At 66.4% G+C, this 24,058-nt stretch carries 25 protein-coding genes; 9 read left to right on the plus strand and 16 right to left on the minus strand.

All coding sequences use genetic code 11. The features are described from left to right. Positions 1-3 precede the first annotated feature (3 nt). From Q9Q95_RS04945 to Q9Q95_RS04970, 6 genes are all read right to left on the minus strand, one after another. Positions 4-1,062, minus strand: a complete 1,059-nt coding sequence (locus tag Q9Q95_RS04945; protein WP_306094494.1) for an ABC transporter substrate-binding protein — start codon at positions 1,060-1,062, stop codon at positions 4-6. A gap of 14 nt (positions 1,063-1,076) precedes the next feature. After that, a complete protein-coding gene (locus tag Q9Q95_RS04950; RefSeq protein WP_306094495.1) occupies positions 1,077-2,432 on the minus strand; it encodes an LLM class flavin-dependent oxidoreductase in 1,356 nt (451 codons plus the stop codon). Between the two features lie 5 nt (positions 2,433-2,437). Then, positions 2,438-3,184, minus strand: coding sequence for a class II aldolase/adducin family protein (locus Q9Q95_RS04955; protein WP_306094497.1), 747 nt, complete (start codon positions 3,182-3,184; stop codon positions 2,438-2,440). Positions 3,185-3,194: 10 nt separating this feature from the next. Beyond that, the gene (locus tag Q9Q95_RS04960; protein ID WP_306094500.1) at positions 3,195-4,304 is read right to left on the minus strand and encodes an ABC transporter substrate-binding protein; all 1,110 of its coding nucleotides are present in this window, start codon (positions 4,302-4,304) and stop codon (positions 3,195-3,197) included. Positions 4,305-4,447: 143 nt separating this feature from the next. Continuing rightward, entirely contained in the window at positions 4,448-5,581 is a 1,134-nt protein-coding gene (locus Q9Q95_RS04965; RefSeq protein WP_306094501.1) for a sigma-54-dependent Fis family transcriptional regulator, read from the minus strand. Between the two features lie 86 nt (positions 5,582-5,667). After that, positions 5,668-6,714, minus strand: a complete 1,047-nt coding sequence (locus Q9Q95_RS04970) for an ABC transporter substrate-binding protein (RefSeq protein ID WP_306094502.1) — start codon at positions 6,712-6,714, stop codon at positions 5,668-5,670. Between the two features lie 234 nt (positions 6,715-6,948). Here Q9Q95_RS04970 and Q9Q95_RS04975 point away from each other — a divergent pair, with 234 nt between their 5' ends. From Q9Q95_RS04975 to Q9Q95_RS05005, 7 genes are read left to right on the plus strand one after another with little or no spacing between them, the layout of a single operon-like run. Further along, entirely contained in the window at positions 6,949-8,079 is a 1,131-nt protein-coding gene (locus Q9Q95_RS04975; protein ID WP_306094503.1) for an ABC transporter substrate-binding protein, read from the plus strand. Next, positions 8,079-8,873, plus strand: coding sequence for an ABC transporter permease (locus Q9Q95_RS04980; protein ID WP_306094504.1), 795 nt, complete (start codon positions 8,079-8,081; stop codon positions 8,871-8,873). Before Q9Q95_RS04975 ends, Q9Q95_RS04980 begins: the two co-directional genes overlap by 1 nt. After that, a complete protein-coding gene (locus tag Q9Q95_RS04985) occupies positions 8,870-9,649 on the plus strand; it encodes an ABC transporter permease (protein ID WP_306094505.1) in 780 nt (259 codons plus the stop codon). The genes Q9Q95_RS04980 and Q9Q95_RS04985 overlap by 4 nt, the downstream gene beginning before the upstream one ends. A 13-nt stretch (positions 9,650-9,662) precedes the next feature. After that, entirely contained in the window at positions 9,663-10,508 is an 846-nt protein-coding gene (locus Q9Q95_RS04990; RefSeq protein WP_306094506.1) for an ABC transporter ATP-binding protein, read from the plus strand. Then, complete coding sequence (locus Q9Q95_RS04995) at positions 10,508-11,116, plus strand: nitroreductase family protein (RefSeq protein WP_306094507.1); 609 nt, start codon at positions 10,508-10,510, stop codon at positions 11,114-11,116. The genes Q9Q95_RS04990 and Q9Q95_RS04995 overlap by 1 nt, the downstream gene beginning before the upstream one ends. Beyond that, positions 11,113-12,075: an LLM class flavin-dependent oxidoreductase gene (locus Q9Q95_RS05000; protein ID WP_306094508.1), complete on the plus strand. Its 963-nt coding sequence runs from the start codon at positions 11,113-11,115 to the stop codon at positions 12,073-12,075. Before Q9Q95_RS04995 ends, Q9Q95_RS05000 begins: the two co-directional genes overlap by 4 nt. Before the next feature lie 8 nt (positions 12,076-12,083). Beyond that, positions 12,084-13,241, plus strand: a complete 1,158-nt coding sequence (locus Q9Q95_RS05005) for an LLM class flavin-dependent oxidoreductase (RefSeq protein ID WP_306094509.1) — start codon at positions 12,084-12,086, stop codon at positions 13,239-13,241. Positions 13,242-13,307: 66 nt separating this feature from the next. Here the strand turns inward: Q9Q95_RS05005 and Q9Q95_RS05010 are convergent, their stop codons facing one another. The 5 genes from Q9Q95_RS05010 to Q9Q95_RS05030 all read right to left on the minus strand — a co-directional run bounded on the left by Q9Q95_RS05010 (position 13,308) and on the right by Q9Q95_RS05030 (position 19,387). After that, positions 13,308-15,665 (minus strand): TonB-dependent receptor, encoded by a 2,358-nt coding sequence (locus Q9Q95_RS05010; RefSeq protein ID WP_306094510.1) that lies wholly within the window; start codon positions 15,663-15,665, stop codon positions 13,308-13,310. Positions 15,666-15,877: 212 nt separating this feature from the next. Beyond that, positions 15,878-17,203, minus strand: a complete 1,326-nt coding sequence (locus Q9Q95_RS05015) for a dicarboxylate/amino acid:cation symporter (protein WP_306094511.1) — start codon at positions 17,201-17,203, stop codon at positions 15,878-15,880. Between the two features lie 128 nt (positions 17,204-17,331). Continuing rightward, on the minus strand, positions 17,332-17,565 hold the full coding sequence (locus tag Q9Q95_RS05020; protein ID WP_306094512.1) for a hypothetical protein: 234 nt from the start codon (positions 17,563-17,565) through the stop codon (positions 17,332-17,334). Between the two features lie 169 nt (positions 17,566-17,734). Next, positions 17,735-19,108: a M20/M25/M40 family metallo-hydrolase gene (locus tag Q9Q95_RS05025; RefSeq protein WP_306094514.1), complete on the minus strand. Its 1,374-nt coding sequence runs from the start codon at positions 19,106-19,108 to the stop codon at positions 17,735-17,737. A 69-nt stretch (positions 19,109-19,177) separates the two neighbouring features. Beyond that, positions 19,178-19,387 (minus strand): MbtH family NRPS accessory protein, encoded by a 210-nt coding sequence (locus Q9Q95_RS05030; protein WP_306094516.1) that lies wholly within the window; start codon positions 19,385-19,387, stop codon positions 19,178-19,180. Positions 19,388-19,516: 129 nt separating this feature from the next. Between Q9Q95_RS05030 and ettA the strand changes: the two genes are divergently transcribed. After that, a complete protein-coding gene (gene ettA, locus Q9Q95_RS05035) occupies positions 19,517-21,196 on the plus strand; it encodes an energy-dependent translational throttle protein EttA (protein ID WP_306094517.1) in 1,680 nt (559 codons plus the stop codon). A gap of 25 nt (positions 21,197-21,221) precedes the next feature. Next, positions 21,222-21,665, plus strand: coding sequence for a ribose-phosphate pyrophosphokinase (locus Q9Q95_RS05040; RefSeq protein WP_371876684.1), 444 nt, complete (start codon positions 21,222-21,224; stop codon positions 21,663-21,665). Here the strand turns inward: Q9Q95_RS05040 and Q9Q95_RS05045 are convergent. From Q9Q95_RS05045 to greB, 5 genes are all read right to left on the minus strand, one after another. Continuing rightward, entirely contained in the window at positions 21,662-22,237 is a 576-nt protein-coding gene (locus Q9Q95_RS05045; protein ID WP_306094519.1) for a Uma2 family endonuclease, read from the minus strand. The two genes, Q9Q95_RS05040 and Q9Q95_RS05045, sit on opposite strands and share 4 nt — an antisense overlap. A 105-nt stretch (positions 22,238-22,342) precedes the next feature. Continuing rightward, positions 22,343-22,735, minus strand: coding sequence for a DoxX family protein (locus tag Q9Q95_RS05050; protein WP_306094520.1), 393 nt, complete (start codon positions 22,733-22,735; stop codon positions 22,343-22,345). Positions 22,736-22,774: 39 nt separating this feature from the next. Further along, positions 22,775-23,077 (minus strand): hypothetical protein, encoded by a 303-nt coding sequence (locus Q9Q95_RS05055; protein ID WP_306094522.1) that lies wholly within the window; start codon positions 23,075-23,077, stop codon positions 22,775-22,777. A gap of 51 nt (positions 23,078-23,128) precedes the next feature. Beyond that, positions 23,129-23,389: an acylphosphatase gene (locus tag Q9Q95_RS05060; RefSeq protein WP_306094524.1), complete on the minus strand. Its 261-nt coding sequence runs from the start codon at positions 23,387-23,389 to the stop codon at positions 23,129-23,131. A gap of 140 nt (positions 23,390-23,529) precedes the next feature. After that, positions 23,530-24,006: a transcription elongation factor GreB gene (gene greB / locus Q9Q95_RS05065; RefSeq protein ID WP_306094527.1), complete on the minus strand. Its 477-nt coding sequence runs from the start codon at positions 24,004-24,006 to the stop codon at positions 23,530-23,532. Between the last annotated feature and the right edge of the window lie 52 nt (positions 24,007-24,058).

Here is a 24,058-nt window from a genome sequence, read left to right on the forward strand (position 1 = left end):
GCGTCAGACCGCGATGCGCACCGAGCGCGCAGCTTCGAGCGGCCGGGCATCGATCCAGTCGCGAACGTCAAAGCTGGCCGGGATGAAATTCCAGCGATGGAGGAAATCGGTGAAGTCCTGGACCGCGACGATCGATTGCTCGGCAAGATCGGTCTTCAGCCGCGTCTGCGCGTCGCTGCCGTAAGCGATCGATACCCAATATTCGCTGGCATTGGTCTCGCGCGCCAGATAGCGGCGCACCTCGGATGGATTGTCCTGCGCCCAGGCTTCGGCGCGCAGCACCTGCTCGACGATCGTCACTGCCGCGTCGAAATGATTGTCGAGCAGATGGCCGTCCACCGCCAGCGTGCGCGGGGTGCCGTTATTGGCGCGGATCAGCGGCTCGGGATGCACGCCGGTATCGATCACGACGGTCAGACCGAACTGGTTCGCAACCTGTGCGCCATGCGCGCCCTTGAGGAAGATCGCATCGACCTCGCCGCGCAGCAAAGCGATCAGTTCGAGGTTGTTCGCCCGCGCGCGGCTGGTGCTGCGTCCGCCCCATGCCAGCGTGCCGTTGAGGTTCTCGGCGGAACCGTCGCTGTAATGGGTCTCGACATCCTGATCGACCAGTTCGACATCGGTGACGCTCAGCCCTTCGAGGCTCAGCGCGTTCTCCAGCCCGCGGATCGCCTGCGCGCGCGAGAAATCGATCTCGACATTCTTCCAGTTGGGCAGCCCGAACCGTCGCCCCTTGAGGTCGCGCACCGACTGAATGCGCGATTCCGGGCTGGCGAGGATCAATTGGGTCTCGTCGGCCCAGGACAGTCCGATCACGCGCGTGTCGCGGCCGAGCGCGCGTGCGCTGATCGCCGGGATGTTGCCGCCGTGGCGCACCGAATTTTGCAGCGTGTGGCTGAAATGCGATTCGCGCGTGGCGAAGTCGTTCGATTCGAGCAGCGAGGAGACCTTGGTGCCCCGGGCGCGGAAGGCGTCCTCCAGCCAGCCTTGCTGGATGGCGATGCCGAGCCCGGTCGGAACCGGGCAGCGAGTGTACCAGAGCGTGTCGAGCGTGTTGGCCATACGAGGTTCCTTGGTCAGGAGGCGGGGACGAGGATGCGTTGCGCCGGCGTTTCTGCGGAGCGCGCGATCTGCGGGCGCGGGAGATTGAGGTGCGCGCGCAAGGTCGTGCCTTCATATTCGGTGCGGAACAGTCCGCGCCGCTGGAGCTCGGGCACGACGAGATCGACGAACTCGGTGAGCGAACTCGGCAATAGCGGCGGGATCAGGTTGAACCCGTCGGCGGCGTCGCGCTCGAACCAGTCCTGGATCTGATCGGCAATGTCACCCGGCGTGCCGATCGCGACGCGGTGGCCGCGGACCGCGTTGAAGCGGAGGAAAAGCTGGCGGATGGTGAGGTTTTCGCGCCGCGCCAGCGCGGTCAGCTGGCGCCAGCGGCCCTTGCCGTTCTCGGGCTCGGGCAGATCGGGGAGGGGGCCGTCGAGCGGATAGGCGCTGACATCATGGCCCATCAGATTGAGCTCGCCCGAGAAGTCGACCGCCGATTCGAGCGCGGCGAACTTGTCCTGCGCTTCCTGCAGGCTGCTGCCGATCGCGAAGGACAGGCCGGGCATCACCTTGAGCGTGTCGAGGTCGCGGCCGTGCTTCGCCATGCGGCCCTTCACGTCGGCGTAGAAGCGCTGCGCCTCCTCGATGAACTGCGCGGCGGCATAGATCATCTCGGCATATTTGGCGGCGAACTCGCGGCCGACCTCCGAATTGCCCGCCTGGACGAACACCGGATGGCCTTGGATCGGCCGAGCGGTGTCGAGGACGGTGCTGATGCGGAAATGCTTTCCCTCGTGCCGCACCGGATGCACGTCATTCGCATCGAGATAGATCCCGCTCTCGGCATCGGCATGCTCGAACGCGTCGTCCTCCCAGCTGTCCCATAGAGCGCGGGCGACATCGACGAACTCCGAGGCGCGCTCATAGCGTTCGGAATGGCTGAGCGGCTGATCGAGCCCGAAGCTCTTCGCGGCGCCATCGGCGAGCGAGGAGACGATGTTCCAGCCGATCCGCCCGCCGCTGATATGGTCGATCGAAGCGAAGCGGCGGGCGAGCGCATAAGGCTGCTCGAAATTGGTGTTCACCGTCGCCACCAGCCCGATCCGGCTGGTGATGCTGGCGAGCGCCGCAGTCAGCGTCAGCGGCTCGAAATCGAGGAACGCGTGGCGGCGCTCGATGCCCTTGGTGCTGTCGCCGCTCTGCCCGGCGAAATCGGCGAAGAATGCGGTGTCGAGCTTGCCGCGCTCGGCGGTGCGGACGAGATCGGCCCAATAGTTGAAATCAGGCCGGCCGCTCTTCGCCGAGCCCGGCTGGCGCCACGCGCCGGGGTGATGACCGTGGCGGGTGAGGAACACGCCGAGCGCGAGCTGTCGTTTGTTGGCCATTGCGATCACTCTGCCGCGACCGCTGCGGGTTCGGCATAATGGATCGTCCCATCGTCGGCGACGCTGGCGGTGGAGGGCACGAGCTTGCCCATCTTCCATTGCTGTTCGAGCACGCCGGGCCCGAAGGGCTTCGATCCGCCGAGCGCCGCGCCGAGGATCTGGAACTGCGCGCCTTCCTCGAGCAGCACGATATTGTTGGTCAGGTCGCGGATGCCCTTCCAGCTCCACACCGTCGCGCCGCCATTTGCCTCCACGATTCCAGGCACCTGCCGGTCGTTTTCGATCGCATCGAGGATGAAGTCGACCTCGGGCTGGCGACGGTTGATATAGACCGGCAGCTCGGCGGTGAAGCGGAAGCGGCGGTTGGGCACGTAGAGCAAGGGCAGCGCCCGATGCGCCTGCGAATAGGCGCCGAGGTGCGGCGTATGGACGTGGCTGACTGCCTGTACGTCGGGATGGGTGCGGAACAGCTTGAGGTAGCGCGCGGTGCCGCCGGGCGGGTTGCTCCAATAGCTGTTGCCGTCGAAATCGATCACCCCGGTCAGCGGCCGATCGGGATCCTCCTCCCACAAGCCCTGATAGTTGAGCGTGACGATCTTGTCCTCGCCGGGGATGCGGACGCCGTAGAACAAGGTACCGCTGGGCGAGATGGTGCGCGTCTCCCGCAACAGGCGGAAGGCGCGGCTCGCCTCCTTCTCCGCTTCGACGACGAAGGCGATGGCTTCGGGCGAGAGACCGGGACGTTCGGACATTTTTTGCTCCTCAGGCAAGGACTTGGGATGGAATATTCCCGCCGGCATTGAGCGCGAGCGCAGCTGCGAGCGGACGCGCATCGACCCAATCGGCGAGCGCGAAATCGGCGTCGAGAAAGCCGTGGGTGAGCAGGAACTTCTTCTGCTGATCGAGCAAAGCCAGCCGCCCGGCGTCGAGCGTGGGATGGAGCCCCTCATGCAATCGGGCATAGGCGCGGTCGACCGCTTCCGGGCTGCCTTCAGTCTCGAATTCGAGGATCGCGCGGAGCTTGTCGGGCTCCGCCGCCACCCAATCGGCGGCGCGCAGCGTCACCGCGAGGAAGCGGACGACCAGATCGAAATGCTGGTCGAGCAGGCGCTGGTGGACCGTGATCGGACGCGGCGTGCCGTTGTTCACCCGGAAGCGGGGATCGGGCATCGCGTCGAGATCGACGGCGACGACCAGCCCCGCTTCGCGCGCGCTGTCGAGCGCCGAGGCGCCCTTGACGTAGATCGCGTCGACATGACCCGAGACCAGCGCGTCGATCGGCCATAGCCGGCTGAGCCCGGTGGTCCCGCGGCGCGGCGCGAGGTCGCGGCCGCTGCCGCCCACATTGCGGAGCCGATCCTCGATCTCGACCAATTCGACATCGTCGAAGGTCAGGCCGACCGAGGCGAGCACGCCCTTGTAACCGTGGAGCGACATGCCGCGCGCGATGCTGGTGCCGCGGACGTGGCTGGGAATGTCGTTGCGCGTCCAGCCCGGGAGCGCGAGGCGGCGCCCTTTGAGGTCCGCGGCAGTGTGGATCCCGGTGTCGGGACGCGTGAGGATCAGCTGGCTCTCCTCGATCCAGGTGAGCCCCACCAACTTGGTCGGTTCGCCCTGCGCCCGCGCCGCGATCGCGAGCATGTTGCCGCCCTCGCGGATCAAATTCGGCAGGCGATGATCGTAATGGTGCCGGCCGAGCTCGGAGCCCGATTCCTGAAGCGTGCGCAGCGCGATGCCGTCGCCGGCGAATTCGTCGCCGAGCCAGCCGAGCTTGTAGGCGATGCCGGTCGCGGTCGGGACCGGGCAGCGCGTGAACCAGAGTTCGGCGGGAAAGGATTCCGTGGACGCCGGGCGTTCGAGCATGGTTGCCATTGCTGATCCTCGCTTGTCTGGCGAAACAAGGAGCAAGGGGCGTGCCAGTCGATTTGCGGAGAGAGGCCCGGCGGCCGACGGCGGAATTTCCGTATGGATTGCGCGATATTCAGCAGACGTCGTGGTGAGTTTTCACCGCGCGGCTAGATCAGCCCGAAATTCTTGAGATGGGTGCGCACGACGTTGCGCGTCACGCCGAGCGCGGCGGCGGTCTTGATCTGGTTCGAAGCGCAGAGCTGGAACGTCTCGGTGACCACCGCGCTGACCAGCCGGTCGAGCAGCGCGTCATGGCCCGCGTCGAGCAGTTTGACCACCATCGGCCGGATGACGTCCTCGAGCTGTCCGCTCGAAGGGGTGGGCTCGCTATCGGTCAGGCTGGGCGGATAGGCGGCCACACCGTCCGCGTTCGGCAGGCCGAGATCCGCGCTCTGGATCACGCCGTCCTGGCTGACCAGAGTCGCGCGATAAACGGCGTTCTCCAGCTCACGGATATTGCCGGGCCAGTCGTAGCGATAGAGCGCTTCTTCGGCTGCCGGGCTGAGCTCGAGCCGCGTCGGCTGGATCTTGTCGCCATAGATTTGCAGGAAATGGCGGGCGAGCGGCAGGATGTCGGCGCGGCGCTCGCGTAACGGAAGCAACGGCAGCGTCACAACCTGCAGCCGATAGAAGAGATCGGGCCGGAAGGTGCCATTGGCGACCGAATGGTGCAGGTCGACATTGGTCGCGGCGATCACCCGCACGTCGAGTGGGACCGGGGTCCGCGAGCCCAATCGGACGACCTCGCGTTCCTGCAGCACGCGGAGCAGTTTAACTTGCAGCGAAAGGGGAAGGTCGCCGATCTCGTCGAGGAACAAGGTCCCGCCGTTCGCTGCCTCGAACCAGCCCGGGCGGGCGGTGTGCGCGCCAGTATAGGCGCCCTTCTCATAGCCGAACAACTCGCCTTCGATCAGCGATTCCGAAAAGGCGCCGCAATTGATCGCAAGGAAAGGCGCCTGCGCCCGGTTGCTCAGCGAATGGACATAGCGCGCGACCAGTTCCTTGCCGGTGCCGGTCTCGCCGATGACGAGGATGTTGGCGTCGCTCGGCGCGGTCTTCTCGATCAGCGGTACCAGCGCGCGCGAGCGCGGATCCGAGAAGATGAAGGCGCGCGCGCGCATGCCGACCGAATGATGCTTCTGGCAATCGAACGCCAGCACCGGGCGGCCGCCCGCTTGCCGGGTGGTCGTCACCGCCACGTCGAGCGGCTTGATGGTATCGTCTTGCGGGACTGCGACCATGGGTTCCTCCCGATCTTGTCGGGGAGGATAGCGTGAAATCTCCCATCAAGTTAGTAGGAAATCATTCGCCTGACCTAGCTGAGCTTTCAGACCGTCGCGAGGGGTGGGTTTCTGGCGGCCTCGCGGCGGCGGAGCGCGGCCGCCAGCGGGCGGGCGTCGACCCATTGATCCACGTCGACACGCGCGTCGAGGAAGCCGTGGAGCCAGAGGAAATCCGCCTGCACGCGGAGCATGTCGACCCGGTCGGCCGAGAGATCGGGATGCAGCGAGCGGTGGAAATCGCCGCGATAGGCGGCCTCGACGCCGGCAATGCCGGCGAGGGTCTCGTGCGTGAGGACCTGCTTCAGCGCGCTCAGGTGCGTCGAGGCCCAATCGGCGGCGCGCAGTGTCTGTTGGAGGAAGCGGACGACCAGATCGAAGTGATGCTCCAGCATATGCGTATCGACCGTGATCGGCCGCGGGGTGCCGTTGTTCACCCTGGCGAGCCGGCTGGGATAGGCGTCGAGATCCACGCCGACCGAAAGGTCGAGCCGGGCGACGGTCTCGGCGGCGGCAGCGCCCTTTACATAGACCGCATCGACCCGGCCTGCGGCCAGCCATTCGAGCCCCAGCCACAATCGGCGCATGCCCTGCGGACTGGGCTGCTCGATCGGCGGCGCGGGAACATCGACAAGCTCGACATGCTCGAGGTCGAGGCCGCCGAGCGCGAGCGCGCTCTTGATGCCGTGGAGCGCCATGCCCCGGGCGATGCTGGCGCCACGAGTGGCTGCGAAGCCGGGAAGGGCGAAGCGTAGTCCCTTGAGGTCGGCCGGGCGCATGACGCGAGTGTCCTTGCGCACCATGATCGCCTGACGTTCGTCGATCCAGGTCAGGCCGATCACCCGCGTCGGCGCATCCTGCGCGCGTGCCGCCAGTGCCTGGATGTTGCCGCCCTCGCGGAAGAGATGCCGCGCCTGGAGCCCGGGATCGTCGGCGACGAGGTTGAGCCCGGCCTCATGGACGCGCCTGACCGCGATGCCGTCGCGCTCGAAGTCTTCGCGCATCCAGCCGAGCGCGCAGGCGACGCCCGACGCCGCGGGAACCGGGCAGCGCATGATCCAGATGCACTCGGGTGCGTCTCGGCCTCCCGTCATCCTCGTCTCCCGCATGGTTTGGTGCATGGCCGGAGCAAGGCGCGTGCCAAGGTCGCAACGGCTCGAATGCGCGGGCGCGGATCGCTTTCCGCCGCTGCATTTCGCGCAGTCGCCGTCACTTGATTGCTTCGAATCGCGCAGCCGAACCCGTGTCCACGCGCTCAAACCGCTACCATCCCCTGCAAGCCGCTTTTGGCACGCGAAGTGCATTTCGTCAGGCGAAAGGAATTCCGCTTGGCGAGTAGCACGAAGTCATGGAAACCTTGGGCGATCGGCGCAATCGCGCTGGCGCTCCTTGCCGGGTTGATCGCGTTCCAGTTCCGTGGGGCAGGGGGCGCAAACGCCACGGCGCCCAGGATCGTCAACATCGCCGGTATCGCCTATCCGTTCGAGGGACGGCAGGTCTATAGCGGCGTCACCGGCGTGGTGATCGAGCAGGGCTGGCTGAAGGACGAGCTGGCCAGGCGCGGCATTCAGCTGGCGCTCACCCCGGTGCCGACCGCGGTCGGCGCGCCTTTGATCAACGAGGGCTTTTCGGGCAAGCGCATCGACTTTGCATCCTATGGCGATTTCCCCGCGATCATCGCGGTCTCGGGCGGCGTGCCGCTCAAATTGGTGGCGCCGATCGGGCAGGGGCAGAATTCCTATCTCGTCGTCCGCAACGGGCTCGCTGCCAAAAGCATCGCCGATCTGAAGGGCAAGCGGATCGCGCTCCATCGTGGTCGGCCATGGGAGCTGCCTTTCTCCAAACTGCTCGACGCCAACGGCCTCAAGCAAAGCGACTTCACCATCGTCAACATCAACCCCGCCGCCACTCCCGCGGCGCTCGCCTCGGGCAATGTCGATGCCGCATTCCTGCTCTCCGATGGCCTGCTGGTCGAGCAAAAGGGGATGGGGCGCGTGGTCTGGTCGACCAAGCAGGCGCCGGCCGACTGGAAGATGCGCGCCGAATTGTTCGCGCGCGGCGATTTCGTCGACGCGCATCCCGAGCTCACCCAGCTCGTCGTCGATGCCTATGTTCGGGCGGCGGCATGGTCGGCACAGGAGTCGAACCAGGCCGCGGTTATCCGCGACGCGGCGCGCGGATCGATGCCCGTCGAGATCATCGCCAAGGATTATGCCGAGTCCGGCATCCCATGGCGCGAGCGGTTCACGCCGCTGTTCAACCCGGATGTGCTGGGACATTATCGTTCGGTCGCCGGCTATGCGCATGCGCGTGGGCTGGTGCGCATCGAGGTTGATGCCGATGCGCTGCTCGACGATCGCTTCGTCAGGCAGTCGCTGCGCAATCTGAAGCTCGACGGGTTCTGGACTCCGAAGGCGGCAGCGGCGGAGCCCGCCAAGGCGGCGGGAGCGCGGTCCTGATGGCGAGCGCCGCGCTTCGCGTTCCGCCCGCCGACACGTTCCGGGCTAGCCGCTCGGCCCTGTCCTCGATCGTCGCGCCGGTGGCGTTGCTCGCGCTCTGGCAGCTCGCCTGCCTCAGCGGGCTGTTCCCGCCGCAAGTGCTCGTCCCGCCGAGCGAAGTCGCACGCACGCTGCTGGAACTGGCGCAGAGCGGTGAGCTCGAACGCCATATCGGCGAGAGCATGTTCCGGCTCGCGACGGGGTTTACGATCGGTGCGCTCGCCGGGCTCGCCTTCGGCGCCGCGATCGCGCTGTCGCGGCTCGCCGAAGCGGCGCTGTCGCCGTTCTTCCTCGCGCTGTGGCAGGTTCCGGTCATCGCCTTCGTGCCGATGCTGGTGATCTTTCTCGGCATCGACGAGCCGTTCAAGATCGCGATCGTCGCGTTGGCGGCGTTCTTCCCGGTAGCGCTGGCGACCTTTGACGGGGTGCGCGGAGTGCCGAAAGCCTGGTTCGACGTGGCGCGAGTGTATCGCACCCGGCTGCCCGACCTGATCTGGCGGATCCTTGTGCCGGCCACGATTCCCTCGGTGCTCACCGGGCTGCGCGTGGCGCTCACCCGCGCCTGGGTCGTGCTGGTCGCCGCCGAATTGCTCGCGGCGGACAGCGGCATCGGCCAGATGATGGAGATGGGGCGCCAGCTCTTCCGCATCGACGTGGTGCTGGCGGGGGTGGTGGTGAGCGGGGTGATCGGCTTCGCGCTCGATTGGGGGGCGCGCGCGATCGAGCGCCGCGCGACCCGCTGGAAGACGGCATGACCGCCGCGCTGTCCCGCCGCTGGGCCCGCATCGCGATCGGCTTCGTCGTGCCGGCGCTGTTCCTGAGCTGGTGGCAATGGCAGGCGTCCTCGGGCGATGCCCGCTCGCTCGCTTTCGCGCCGCTCCAGTCGATCGGGTCGGCCTTTGTCGAGCTGGCGGAAAGCGGCTCGCTGCTCTCCGACATGGTCTCGACGCTCTCGCGCAGCCTCACCGGGCTCGCGCTCGGCGGTACGCTCGGCGTGGCGCTCGGCGTCGCGATGGCGGTGTGGCGGCCGCTCGATCGCGTACTGGGACCGCTGCTCCACGCGATCCGGCAAGTCCCGCTGATCGGCTGGCTGCCGCTGATCGGATTGTGGTTCGGCACGGGGCAGGGATCGGAGCTGATCGTGGTCAGCATCTCGGCTTTCTTCCCGACCTTGCTCAACAGCTATGCCGGGGTCACCCATGTCGAGCCGCGCTATCTCGACGTCGGCCGCATCTACGGCTTCACCCCGCTCCAGCGCTTCCGCCTGATCCTGTTGCCGGCGGCGATGCCGCTGATCCTGACCGGGCTGACCCAGGGGCTGGCCTTCGCATGGATCGCGTCGATCGCCACCGAGATTCTGCTCGGCGTGGGCGGCGGGCTCGGCGTGACGATGCAGGTCGCCCAGACCCAGCAACAGCTCGACATCATCCTCGTAGCGATCATCGCCACGGCGATCCTCGGCTTCGTCATCAACCAATTGTTCCTGCGCCTGCGGCGGCATCTGCTGCGCTGGCAGGCGGTCCCCCTTTGATCAGGAGAGCGTCATGATCGCAGAAGCCAGACCCAGAACCGTTCCGGAAAGCGCCGCCGCGGCGAAAGGCGCGCTTTCGATCAGCGACCTCGACAAGAGCTTCACCATCGGCGGGGTGTCGCGCCCGGTGCTCGAAGCGATCGACTTGCATGTCGAACCCGGCGAGTTCGTCAGCATCGTCGGCGCCTCGGGATGCGGCAAGTCGACCCTGTTGCGGCTGATCGTCGGTCTCGACGACGAATATAGCGGCGAGATCCGCCTCGATGGCGAGCGCGTCGCCACCACCAGCCTCGATCGCGGCATCGTCTTCCAGGACCATCGGCTGTTCCCGTGGATGACGCTCGAGCAAAATATCGAGCTGGCACTGCTCAACACCGAAACGCCCAAGGCGCGCCGCGCGCAGATCGTCGCCGATCATATCGCCTTGGTGAACCTCAAGGGCTTCGAACAGGCCTATCCGCACCAGCTCTCGGGCGGGATGGCGCAGCGCGCCGCGATCGCTCGCGCGCTGGTGACCGAGCCCAAATTGCTGCTGCTCGACGAGCCGCTCGGCGCGCTCGACGCGCTCACCCGCGTCCATGTCCAGAACGAGCTCCAGCGCATCTGGATGACCCAGCGCTCGACGATGATCATGGTAACGCACGACGTCGAGGAGGCGCTCTATCTCGGCGACCGCGTCGTGGTGATGGCGCCGAGCCCGGGGCGGATCCGCCGCATCGTCGATGTCGACCTGCCGCATCCGCGCGATCGCGGCGCGCCTTTGCTGCACAAGCTCAAGGACGAGATCCTCGCCGAACTCACTGCGTCGCCGGCCGAGCCCGGCAACCTCGTCCGCCTGCCCGGCCGGGAGGAGCGTTGATGTCGCGCCAGCCCGATCATCCCGTCGCGCCCCTGTTCGTCGATCGCTGGTCGCCGCGCAGCTTCACCGGCGAGCCGGTGCCTGACGCGGTGCTGCGCAGCGCGTTCGAGGCGGCGAGATGGGCGCCCTCGGCCTCGAACGCCCAGCCGTGGCGCTTCCTGGTCGCGCGCCATGGCGATGCGCATTGGGAGATTCTCGTCGGTTTGCTCGCGCCGCGTAATGCGCTCTGGGCCAGCAGGGCCTCGGCGCTGATCGTAATCCTCTCCGATCTGCACGTCGAACGCCGCGGCGAGCGCGTGGCGAACGTGTCGCACAGCTTCGACGCCGGCGCGGCATGGACCAATTTCGCGCATCAGGCGCTGCTGCTCGGCTGGCATACCCATGGCATCGGCGGCTTCGATCGCGAGGCGGCGCGCGCGCAGCTCGAGGTGCCCGAAGACTTTGCGATCGAGACGATCGTCGCGCTCGGCCGGGTCGGCGGGCTCGACACGCTCCACGCCGATTTTCACGCCGGCGAGATCCCGAGCGGACGCCGTCCGCTTGCCGAGACGGTGTTCGCCGGAAAGCTCGGGCTGGCGGCCTTCGAAGACGAGAGGAATGCGGCATGACCATTCAGGTCTATTGGCAGATCGATGCGGCAGCGGACGCTGCGCGTTCGGAGCGCAGTGCGCGTCCGAATGCGCTCACGCTGTTCCGCGACGTGCGCACCAGCGCGGCGAACCGCTACGATTATTACGCCCAGATCGCGCAGGCGGCGGCGCAGACCGCGTTCGACGGCGGATTCCTGCCTTATCGCGCCGGGTCCGACGACAGCCGGACTGTTGCCGCGGTGATTGCGCGCGCGGCTCCGCGTTTGACGCTGATTCCCGAATTTCCGGCATGGGTCGGGTCGGCGGTCTATGCCGCCAAGCAGGCGGTGAGCTTCCAGCGGCTCACCCATGAGCGGCTGGGCTGGGCGATCGCCACGCCGGCGGATGCGCTGACCCGCGCGCGCGACGGCGATCATGTCGCCGAGGACGAACTCATCGAGCGCACCGAGGAATTCCTTCATGTCGCGCGCGGCGTGCATGGCGAGCGGCCCTTTTCACATGCCGGCGTGCATTTCGAAGTCGAGGGTGGCGGGTTCGACGCGCCGCTCGACCGCGTGGCGTTCCCACTCGTCTTCCTTCAGGGCGAAAGCGACGAAGAACTCGCGCTGTCGGCGCGCTCGGCCGATGTGCACCTGTTCGCGGCGGCGCCGGTGGCCATGTTGCGCGGCCTTGTCGAGAAGCTGGATGCGCTGGCGCGCGGGGAAGGGCGGTCAGTCGCGCCCGGCGTGATCCAGCCGGTGCTCGCGCGCGAGTTCAGCGACGAGGCGTGGCAGGATGCGCAGCGAGCGCGCCTGCCCGCTTCGGCGATCGTCGGCAATTATGCCGATGTCGCCGAACGCCTCGCCGCGCTGGCCGCGCTCGGCATCACCCATTTCGTGCTGACCGCGCCGTCCTCGCTCGAAGAGGCCTATGCGATCGGCCAGCACGTCCTTCCCCGTTTCCGCGCGCTGACCGAAGGCGTCCGCGCCGCTGCCTGAGGTGCCTCATGTCCATCGATTTCTACTGGCGACTTCCCACCCATGGCTGTCACGGCAGCCTGCGCCACAGCGCCTATGACCGAGGAGACTGGTCGCCGCCCGGCCCGCACAATATCGCGCCCGGGCTGGACCGGCACGGCGAGGATGACGGCTTTCGCTATGTCGACCATCTCGCCGAGATCGCAAAGGCGGCGGAGAGCGTCGGGTTCATCGGCGGGCTGCTGCCGTCCTTCCCGGGGACCGACGATCCGTGGGTGATCTCGCCTTTGCTGGCGCGCGAGACGCGCAGCTTCCGCTTCATGATCGCGTTCCAGCCGGGCTTTCTCAATCCCGTTCACGCCGCGCGCATGGCGGCGAGTTTGCAGCGCGCGACCGGCGGGCGCACCGTCTTCAACATCATCACCGGCGGGGGCGGGCCGAGCCAGCTCTGGTGGGGCGACAGCTTCAGCCATGACGATCGCTATGGCCGCACCACCGAGTTTCTCGACGTGTTCAAGGGCGTGTGGCGGAGCGAGGGCTTCGATTACGAAGGGCGCTTCTATCAGGTCGGGGACGGCGGGCTGTCGCCTTTGCTCGCCGCGGAGGAACTGCCCGAAATCTGGTTCTCGGGATCGTCCGACGCCGCGCTCCAGTCCGCCGCGAAGCATGCCGATTATTATCTCTCCTGGCTCGAGCCGTTCGATCAACTCACCGACAAGTTCGCGCGGGTGAAGGAGCGGACCGCGGCGCTGGGCGGACAGCAGAAATGCGCGGTGCGGGTCGATCTCGTCGCGCGCGCGACCGAGGAGGAAGCGTGGCGCGACGTCCGCATCGGCTTCGAGAATCTGAGCGCGGAGCGCCGCGGCCAAGCGCGGGGCGGGCCGACCGATTCGGTCGGCGCCGCGCGCCAGCAGGCGCTGCGCCCGAGCGAGGCGAAGCGCTATGACGATCTGATCGTCGCGCCCAATTTGTGGGGCGGGTTCAGCCTGTTGCGCGGCGGCCCGGCGCTTGGCATCGTCGGCAGCTACGAGCAATGCGCCGCGCGGCTCGACGAGCTGATCGCGCGCGGCACCGACGCGTTCATCCTCGCCGGCACGCCGCATCTCGAGGAAGCGTATCGCGTCGGCGAGGAAGTGCTGCCTCTGCTCGGCCGTAGCGCGGACGTCCTGCTGCAAGCCGCGGAGTGATCTTGCGACAATGAAAAGGGGCGCCGGTGGCATTCCACCGGCGCCCCCTTTTTGCGTCGCTTCGATCTAGAAACGGACGATCAGCGACACGCCATAGGTGCGCGGGTCGGCCCAGGCGACGGTGTCGCCGGTGATGTTCTGCGCCGCATTCGCCGCGGGCAGCGAATGGTTGAGATATTCGGTGTCGAGCAGATTGTTGACGAAGGCCGACAGCGTGTAGCGATCGTCCGCCGAGCTATAGCTGATCCGCGCATTGGCGATCGTGTAGCCGCTCTGGGTCAGCAGATTGCGATTCAGCGGGTCCTGCGGGGTGATGTAATAGAATTGGCGCGAGGTATAGCGCGCGTCGGCCGTCAGATCGACGCTGCCGCTATTGGCGAGCGGGACGGTGTAGGTCGCGCTGCCGTTGAGGGTGAGCTTGGGCGCCCGCACGAATCGCGCGCCCGACAGATCCGCACCGCCGTTCACCACCTGCAATTCGTCATATTTGGTGTCGAGGATGCCGACCGCGCCGGTGAACGTCAGTCCCTCGACCGGCCGCGCCTCGAGCTCGATCTCGGCGCCGTTGACATGCGCCTTGGCCGCATTCTGCAGGTACGACACCGTCGCGCCGCCCACCGCCCCGGGATTGGGGCCGACCACGTTGATCTGCACATTGTGATAATCATAATGGAACAGAGTGGCGTTGAAGGTCAGGTGGCGGTCGAACCATTGCGACTTGTAGCCGAGCTCGAACGCGTCGAGTTCCTCGGGCTCGACCGCGACCAAGGCCACCGGCAGCGTCGCGGCGGTGTTGAACCCGCCGGATTTCACGCCGTGCGAATATTTGAAGTAGAACAGATTGTCCGGCGCGACCGTCCAGGACGGGGTCACGTCATAGGTGAAGGCGTCCCAAGTCCGTTTGAGGTCGCCCGAGAAGGTGCCGACCCCGCCGAAGCTGCCGATGTAATTGTCCCACCATCGCGCGTAATTGCTCCATCCGGTCGCGGCGGCGCCCGGCGAGGCGCTGCGATCGAAGTCGAGCGTCTTGGTCTCGCGGGTCCAGCGCGCGCCGACGGTCAGCTTGGCCGCTTCGGTAAAGTCGAAGGTCGCGCTGCCGAACGCCGCGCCGCTTTCCGCACGATGATCGTAGCGCGTGAGGCTATAAGCGGCAGGCGCGGTGCTTCCTGGCTTAGCCGGAACCGTGCCAGCGGGCAGGGTCGCCGAATAAGCGTTCGAGACGATCTTCTCGTTGAAATAATAAGCGCCGAGGATCCAGTTGAGCCGGTCCGATTGCGGCGAGGCGAGGCGAAGCTCCTGCGTCCATTGCTGTGTCCGCGCCCGGACATAGCTGCGCGAGATCTCGAGCGGGGTATAGTCGCCGTCGCCAGCGCCGCGGGTCTTGAACCGCTCATAGCCGGTGATCGAGGTCAGCGAGAGCGCACCGGCGTCCCAGTCGAGGTGCAGCGAGCCGCCGAATTGCGCGCTGCGGCTGAATTCGCCGGCATTGGTGCTGATCTCGTCCTTGTCGGTCGAGGGCGAATAGCCGTTCCGGAACACGCCATTGGCGGCGTAGCTGGCGGTGGTCCAATAAGTGCCGTCTGTTTCATAGTCGCGGTAATGCAGGCTGAGCAGCGCCTCGAGCCCCGGCGTCGGCGCGAGGAGCAATTGCCCGCGCAGCACATTGTCGCGCACCGCGTTCGACTTCTCGCCGGTGAACAAATTGGTGAAGCGGCCTTCGCGATCGTCGAAGCGCCCCGAGACCCGCGCCGCCAGCACGCCCGGCACGAGGGTTACGCCGACGCCTGCTTCGGCGATCTTGTTGTCGAAGCTGCCATATTCGAGCTTGACGTAATTCTGGTCGCCGCCGCCGGTGAGCGAGGGGCGCTTCGAAATGACGTTGATAGCGCCGCCGGTGGTGTTCTTGCCCCATAAGGTGCCTTGCGGCCCGCGCAGCACCTCGACGCGCTCGATGTCGAACAGCGGCAGGCCGGTGGCGCTGGCGTTGCTGATATAGACGTCGTCCAGATAGAAGCCGACCGGATTGGCGAGATCGAGCTGCTGCTGGCCCGCGCCGACGCCGCGGATCCACCAGCGCGGGCGGCCGTGCTGCTGGGTGCCCGCCGAGGCATTGGGCACGAGGTTGAGCACTTCGTTGGCCGAGCGGCCGATTCCGCCTTCGCTGAAATGCTCGGCACTCAGCGCGGTCACCGCGGTCGGCACTTCCTGAAGCCGCTGTTCGCGGCGCTGGGCGGTGACGACGATGTCGTTCGTTCCCGCGCGCCCGGGATCCTCGGCGGGATCCTCTACGGCCGCCTTCGCCTCGGCGGCTTCGTCTTCTTTTCCGGACGCGGCGAGAGCCGGGTTCGCACTGGCCAGCGCGAGCGCGAGGACGCTCGACCGGACAGCGAGCGACGGGATATTGCGATTGGGCAGGCTGGGCAAGTTCGGTCCCCCGATGATGTTGAGCGCATGCGCGCCACAGTCGGAGGAACGGTCAGCAAGGGACGTGCCATAAGGGTCAAGGCATTGAGATGGCTTCGATATGTCTTGCTCGCGCCAAAGCTCGCGCGGTAGCGGCTGGTGTTAACCCAACAGGGAGTGCGGCACCCTGCTGCGTCTGCAGCAGCGGGCGGCCGCCGTCGGCTGGCCGGGCTTCAATCCGGATCGCTCTCGATCGGCGCCGCCGCCGGCACTTCGTCCGTCGCGCCGTTCAGGGCGCGCGCCAACTGGTCGCGGTCCAGCGCGCCTTCCCAGCGCGCCACCACGATCGTCGCGACGGCATTCCCCATGAAGTTGGTGAGGCTGCGGCACTCGCTCATGAAACGGTCGACGCCGAGGATCAGCGCCATGCCGGCGATCGGCACCTTGGGCACGATCGCCAACGTCGCCGCGAGGGTGATGAAGCCCGATCCGGTCACCCCCGCCGCGCCCTTCGAGCTCAGCATCGCCACGCCGAGCAAGGCGATCTGCTCGCCCAGGCTCAGCTCGACTCCGGTCGCCTGCGCGATGAACAAGGCGGCGAGGGTCATGTAGATGTTGGTGCCGTCGAGATTGAACGAATAGCCGGTGGGCACCACCACCCCCACCACTTCCTTGTCGCAGCCGGCGCGCTGCATCTTCTGGATCAAGGCGGGCAGGGCGGCTTCCGACGAGGACGTGCCGAGGACGAGCAGCAATTCGGCCTTGAGGTAGCGGATCAGCTTGAAGATCGAGAAGCCGTTGAGCGCGGCAACTGCGCCGAGAATGCCGAGGACGAAGATCAAGGCCGTCAGATAGAAGGTGCCGACCAGCGCCCCGAGGCTGAACAGGCTGGCGAGGCCGTATTTGCCGATCGTGAACGCCATCGCGCCGAACGCGCCCACCGGCGCCGCCCACATCACGATCGTCACCAGCCGGAATATGACGAGCGCGATCCGCTCGAGCATGTCGGTCACCGGCCGCGCAGCCTCGCCGACCAAGGTCAGCGACACGCCGAACAGCACCGCGACGAACAGGATCTGAAGGATCGACCCGCTGGTGAACGCCGAGACGAGGGTGGTCGGAATCACCGAGAGCAGGAACCCGGTCACCGTCGTGTCGTGCGCCTTTTCCTCGAAGCCATGGACCGCCGCCGCGTTGAGCGTGGCCGGATCGACATTCATGCCCGCGCCGGGCTGGACGATGTGCGCGACGACGAGGCCGACGATCAGCGCCAGCGTCGAGAAGAACAGGAAATAGACGAATGCCTTGACGACGACCCGGCCGAGCGCCGCCAGCTGGCGCGATCCGGCGATTCCGGTCACCACGGTGAGGAAGATCACCGGCGGGATGATCATCTTGACGAGATTGATGAAACCCTCGCCGAGCGGCTGGAGGCTCGCGCCAAACGCGGGCCATAGGGCTCCGACGCCGATTCCGGCGACGATGCCGATCAGCACCCAGAAATAGAGCAGACGCCAGAACGGCCGCTTCTTTCCATCCGCGCTCACGCCAGGTCCCATCCGCGTTCCCTTCGCAGCCGCGCCGGTTCGATGCCGGTCGCGATCAACGCCTCGCAAACAAAAAGGGCGCCCCCGCGGAGGCGCCCTTCCCGAATTTCAGTTCCGGCCCATGCGGACCGGAAAAGAGATCAATGCGCGTTCGCCTCGGCGGCGTCGGCCTTGTTCTCTTCGACATCGGCAGCGTTCTCGAGGACGTTCTCTGCGACGGCGTTGGTGGTGTTGTCAGCGGCTTCTTCGTAGATCGCTGCGTTCGCCTCGTGGCTCTCCGCGACGTTCTCGGCAGTGGTGTTGGTGGTGCCGCCGTTGCAAGCCGCGAGCGACATCAGGCCGGCGGTCGCAGCAACAATGAGGATCTTCTTCATGTGGGTTGCTCCTGTGGAACATTAAACGTTTCGCACCCGGCCCGAATGCCCGACGCGAACCGCTGGAATAGCGGTCGTTGCGCTTGCGTCAATCGCAAATGTGCCGCGCCGCAAAATTTCTGCCACTTTTTCGCCCGAATTCGGACATGCGAGCGCCGCCAGATCGCAATCAATGCGCGGCGGGCTGGACCTTGCCGATCTCCTCGGGCGCGTTCGCGACGATTGCGAGCAACGCCGTCCATGCCGCTACATTCTGGCGCAATTGTTCCGGATCCACCTTGTCGAGCGTGTCGTCGGGGGTGTGGTGATAGTCGAAATAGCGCAGTCCCGACTGGATCAGATCGATCCCGGCGACGCCGGTGCGCAAGATCGGGGCGACATCGGTGCCGCCGCCGGCGGGATCCTTACCGCGCGCGATCCCCAGCGGGGCGAGCGCGGTCGCGAGGCGGTCGGCGATCGGTTTGGCCGAATCGGGCAGATTGGTCTCGAACCGCCACACCCGGTCCGCGCCGAAGTCCGATTCGGAAGCGAAGACGTGGCGTTCGCCGGCATGCGCTTTGGCATAAGCCTCGCCGCCCACGCCGCCGACTTCCTCGGCGCCGAACCAGACCACCCGGATCGTCCGGCGCGGCTGACCCGCGTCCATGATCCGCTTCGCCGCCGCGGTGGTGATGCCGAGACCCGAGGCGTCGTCGATCGCCCCGGTGCCGAGATCCCAGCTATCGAGATGGCCGCCGACCACCACCACGCCCGCGGCGGGATCGCTGCCCGGCACTTCGGCGATGACGTTGCCCGAGGGCGCCCCGCCGGCGAACTCGGGAGTCACCAGCAGTTTGAGCCGCACAGGGCCGCGCTTGAGCAACCGCTCGAGCTGCTCGGAATCGGGGAGCGACAGCGCCGCCGCCGCGATCGGCTTCGTACCTTCGGGCCAGCTGGTGACGCCGGTGTGTGGATTGCGATGATAATCGGTGCCGATCGAGCGGATCAGGATCGCCGCAGCGCCCTTGCTCGCCGCAATCGCCGGGCCCTGCCGCCGCGCGCCGCCGAACGCGCCATATTGCGAGCCGTCCTGGGTCGGGGTCATGCCGTGGCTGACGAAGACGATCTTGCCCTTCACGGCTTCGGCCGGCGCGGCCTGAAGATCGGCTAAGCTCGGAAAATAGGCGATTTCCGCTTCCACCCCCTTCGGCCCGGTCGACCCCGAATTGCCGAGCGCCGCGATCGTCAATTTCTGCGCCGAGGCACCGAGCACTTCGGCCGTTTCCGCACCGCGCACCCATGACGGCATGCGATAGCTCTCGATCCGGACGTTCTTGAAGCCCAATGCGGTAAGCTTCTTCACGGCCCATTGCCGGGCGCGCGCTTCGGCCTCGGTCGCGGCGAGCCGCTGGCCGACCTCGGTGGTCAGCCCCTCGGTGATGTCCCAAGCGACATCGTCCTTGAGCGCCGCATCGCGCAGTGCCGCGACATCGTGGGTCTGGGCGAGAGCGGGGAGGGGAAGGGCGAGCGCGGCGACGGCCGCGAGCAGGAAGCGCTTGGTCATGGCGGCGGTGCTAGCCACCCCCGTAACATTTGCCAATGCACAGACGAATTTCCGGTGCGTTTCCGCGGTCTATTCCGCATTGTCCTTGCGCAGACTCCGCGGCCGCATGTCGGTCCACACTTCCTCGATGAAAGCGAGCACTTCCTCCCTCGTCCCGGACTTGCCCGCCTCCTTCCAGCCGACGGGCAATTCGCGCCCGGCCGGCCACATGGAATATTGTTCCTCCCGGTTCACCACGGCGATGTAGACGGTGTGATCCTCACGCTCTTCGATGGACATGGTCGTGCTCCTCCCGGCGCGATGACGATATCACCGCGCCGGGCAGGGGTCACGTTGCCAAGTGAACGCCTGATCGCTACATGCGCGGCCGACTTTCCTGCATTCCAGAACCCCATCGGAGACCCTATCGTGGCCGCCCAATACGCCTTCGTCATGAAGGACATGACCAAGACCTTCCCCGGCGCCCCCAAGCCGGTGCTGTCGAACATCAACCTGCAATTCTATCAGGGCGCCAAGATCGGCATCGTCGGCCCCAACGGCGCCGGCAAGTCGACGCTGATGAAGATCATGGCGGGCGTCGACAAGGATTTCACCGGCGAGGCCTGGCCCGGCGAGTACATCACGGTCGGCTATCTCGAGCAGGAGCCCCAGCTCGACCCGACCAAGACCGTGCTCGAGAACGTCAAGGAAGGCGCGCGCGGCACCGCCGACCTCGTCGACCGCTTCAATGCGATTTCGGCCGAGATGGGCGACCCTAAGGACGATACCGATTTCGACGCGCTGATGGAGGAGATGGGCGATCTCCAGGCCAAGATCGACGCGGTCGATGGCTGGACCCTCGACAACCAGCTGGAAGTCGCGATGGAAGCGCTGCGCTGCCCGCCGAGCGACTGGCCGGTCGAGAACCTCTCCGGCGGTGAGAAGCGCCGGATCGCGCTCACCCGGCTGCTGATCCAGAAGCCGTCGATCCTGCTGCTCGACGAACCGACCAACCATCTCGATGCCGAGAGCGTCGAATGGCTCGAGAATCATCTCAAGGAATATCCGGGCGCGGTGCTGATGATCACCCACGACCGCTACTTCCTCGACAATGTCGTCGGCTGGATCCTCGAGATCGATCGCGGCAAATATTTCCCCTACGAGGGCAATTACTCGACCTATCTCGAGAAGAAATCGAAGCGCCTCGAACAGGAGGAGCGCGAGGAGTCCGGGCGTCAGAAGGCGATCAAGGATGAGCTCGAATGGATCCGGCAGGGCGCCAAGGCGCGCCAGACCAAGTCCAAGGCGCGTATCGCCAAGTTCGAGCAACTCGTCGAGGCGCAGAAGAATCGCTCGCCCGGCAAGGCCCAGATCGTCATCCAGGTGCCCGAGCGGCTCGGCGGCAAGGTCATCGAGGTCGAGAACATCTCCAAGGCCTATGGCGACAAATTGCTGTTCGAGAACCTCTCCTTCACGCTGCCCGCCGGCGGCATCGTCGGGGTGATCGGGCCCAACGGCGCGGGCAAGTCGACTCTGTTCAAGATGATCACCGGGCAGGAGACCCCCGACACCGGCACGATCGAAATGGGCAGCACCGTCCGCCTCGGCTATGTCGATCAGAGCCGCGATCACCTCGATCCGTCGAAGAACGTCTGGGAGGAAATCTCGGACGGGCTCGATTACATGAAGGTCAACGGCCACGACGCCTCGACCCGCGCTTATGTCGGCGCGTTCAACTTCAAGGGCGCCGATCAGCAGAAGAATGTCGGCAAGCTCTCGGGCGGTGAACGTAATCGGGTGAACATCGCCAAGATGCTCAAGCGCGGCGGCAACGTCCTGCTGCTCGACGAGCCGACCAACGATCTCGACGTCGAGACTCTGGGCGCGCTCGAGGAAGCGATCGAGAATTTCGCGGGCTGCGCGGTGGTGATCAGCCACGATCGCTTCTTCCTCGATCGTCTCGCCACGCACATCCTCGCCTTCGAAGGCAACAGCCACGTCGAATGGTTCGAAGGTAATTTCGAAGCCTATGAGGAAGACAAGCGCCGCCGCCTCGGCGACGCCGCCGACCGCCCGACCGCGCTGTCGTACAAGAAGCTGACGCGCTGATGACGAACCGGGCGCCTGCGGTCTGATGGCTCGCAAGGCGCCCGGCTTCGGCGACACGCTCGGCCGCTGGCTCGTTGACGAAGGACTGGTGCCCGATGAAGCCGGCGCCGGCTCGCTCGCCGATGTGCCGCGGGTGCGTACGCTGCTGATCGCGGCTGCGCGTGAGCGGCGCGCCTTGAGCTATTCGGAGCTTTTAGGCGGGCTGGGCCATCGTTTCACCCGGCCGAAGATGCGCGCGGTGTGCAAGACGCTCGATGCGATCGATGCGGCAGGGGCGGCCGCAGGGGAGCCCGATCTCGCCGTGCTGGTGGTCCGCGAAACCGATCGGCTGCCGGGGCAGGGCTGGTGGATCGGCGCGCGCGAAGCCTATGCCTATCAGGGCGAATGGACCGGTCCGGAAGCGGCTGCGCTGGTCGCCCGGCTGCAGGCGCAGGCTTTCGATTACTGGCTGGCGCGGAAGCGCGGCTAGCCGATTTGCGCGGTCTCGATCGTCAGCCCGACGATCGTCGTAGCTTTGACAGCCTGTCCGAAAGCCAGCTCGCGGTGCCTGGCATATGTCTGCCCTTCCGGCGTCCACATTTGGTGGATCACGCGTGCATTCACGTCGACCACCCAATATTCGGGCACGCCATTGCGCGCGTACAGCGCCAGCTTGCGCTGCATGTCGAACGCCAACGTGGCGTCGGACACTTCGACGATCAGCTTGACACTATCGAGCGGTATCAATCCCTTGCCGTCGGGCTCGCTGGTCACGGCGATATCGGGCTCGGGCGAGCTGTGCGGCGGAACCGCGATCGATCCTTCGACAATCGCCTCCCAGCCGTCATCCTGAGCTTTCAGCGCTGCGGCGAGAAGGACGTGCAAGCGGGACTTCACCACTGCATGCGGCCGATGCTGCGCGTTTATGAAGAAGATTTCCCCCTCGATCAGCTCGGTCTTCCGATACTCTTCGAATGCGCCGGCAGCATCGAGACGCAGATAATCTTCCAGCCGCAGCTTGACGGGCAAGTGGCTGTTGTTGAGAGGCAGCAACTCCGTCATGCGCGGTACCTTATCATGCGCGGGGGATCGTCCTAGGTCCCCATAGCTCAGCGCACTGTTGCGACGGCGGATCGCGCCGGCGCTCGGCCGACGCGATCCCGGATATCATGCCTTTGGGCGATTGCGCGTCGCGTCGACGCTCCACGGCCCTGCGCCCGCCGCGGCGAGATAGAGGAAGATGAAGCAATAGAGCAGGATCGCCTCGCCGCCGTTGACCGATGGGAAGAAGCCCTTGGGCGCGTGTGCCATGAAATAGCCGACCGCGCACATGCCCGAGGCGATGAACGCCACCGGACGGGTGAAGAATCCGATCAGCAGCAATGCACCGCCGACCAATTCGATCGCGCCCGCGGCGAGCAGCATCGGCGGGAGCGGCGCGGGCATCGGAAAGGGCGGCAGGCCGAAGAATTTGGATGTGCCGTGGTGCAGGAAAGCGAGTGCGGCGACGATGCGCAGCACGCTCAGCAAGGGACCGGACCAGCTCGCGGGTATGGGCATGCGTTTCCTCCTGTTCGGCGGCGCGTCGGCCGCGCCGTTTCACAAGCGGAACCTTTCATGCCCGGACCGCGGAATCAACCGGGCGCCGCGAAACCCTGCGTTTCGCTTCAGTCGGCCGCGCGAGGCGCGATCCGGCCGGACCTCGGTGCCGTGCGCGATGTCGTCGTCCTTGTTTACGCGGGCGCGCTCTTCGGGATCGTTGATCAGCGCTTCTTCAGCCTGGCTCGCGACGTCGCGCGCCAGATTGCCGCCGCTGCTCGTCGGTTCGCCGGTCGTTTCGCTGCCTTCGATCAGATCGCTGTCGTCATTGGCGCGCGCGGCGTCGGTTCGGGGATTTTCCATTGGTCGTCTCCTCTGCCCGAACAAATGCCGGGACAGAGCGGCTGTTCCCCGTCAGGCGGTGAAGCGTTTGGTGAAGCCCTTGTGCTGCTTCTCGTCGTCGGCGGCGAACGCCTCGACATGCTCGACCCGCGCCAGCGGCGATCCTTCGCGGCACCCCTCTACCAGCTTCGCCACGGTATCGTCTTCGCCGGAAACGAGGATCTCGACCCGCCCGTCGCGGACGTTGCGTACCCAGCCGGTCAGGCCGGTGCGCTGCGCGGTGCGCACGACCCAGTCGCGATAGCCGACGCCCTGAACGCGGCCGGAAACCATTATGCGCTGTGTTGCCATATACCCATACTCAACCCGGACCCGTTATCGGGCTCCCGTCGCCAGTCTAGCACGGCGTGTCGAAAGCGAAGCGGGGCGGGGATGCGGTTCACCGCATCCGGGGCACGAGTCAGGGCCTTGAATCAGGGGTAGGTTACGGCAATCACTTCATATTCCCGTTCGCCGCCGGGCAGGACGACCCGGCGCAGGTCGCCGATCGCGGCGCCACGCAGCGCGCGGGCGAGCGGTGCATTCCAGCCGATCAGCCCCTTGCCGGCATCGGTCTCGTCGTCGCCGACCAAGGTTAGCGTGCGATGGTTGTCGTCCTCGTCGGCGATGGTCACGGTAGCGCCGAAGAACACCTTGCCGCGCTCTTCCTGCCCGGCGGGATCGATCACCCTGGCGGCTTTCATCCGCCGCGACAGGAACCCCAGCCGTCGATCGATCTCGCGCAGCCGCTTGCGGCCATAGATGTAATCGCCATTCTCGGAGCGGTCGCCATTGCCCGCCGCCCAAGCAATCGTCTCGACCAGAGCCGGTCGCTCGGTCGCGAACAGCGCGTCATATTCGGCGCGGAGCGCGGCATAGCCGGCGGGGGTGATGTAGTTCGGGCGGTCCATCGAAATGGGACTACAACGCCTCGCCACCTTCGTCACCCCGGCCTTGTGCCGG

Origin of the sequence: Sphingomonas sp. DG1-23, from assembly GCF_030730875.1 — a bacterium.
Classification (GTDB): domain Bacteria; phylum Pseudomonadota; class Alphaproteobacteria; order Sphingomonadales; family Sphingomonadaceae; genus Sphingomonas.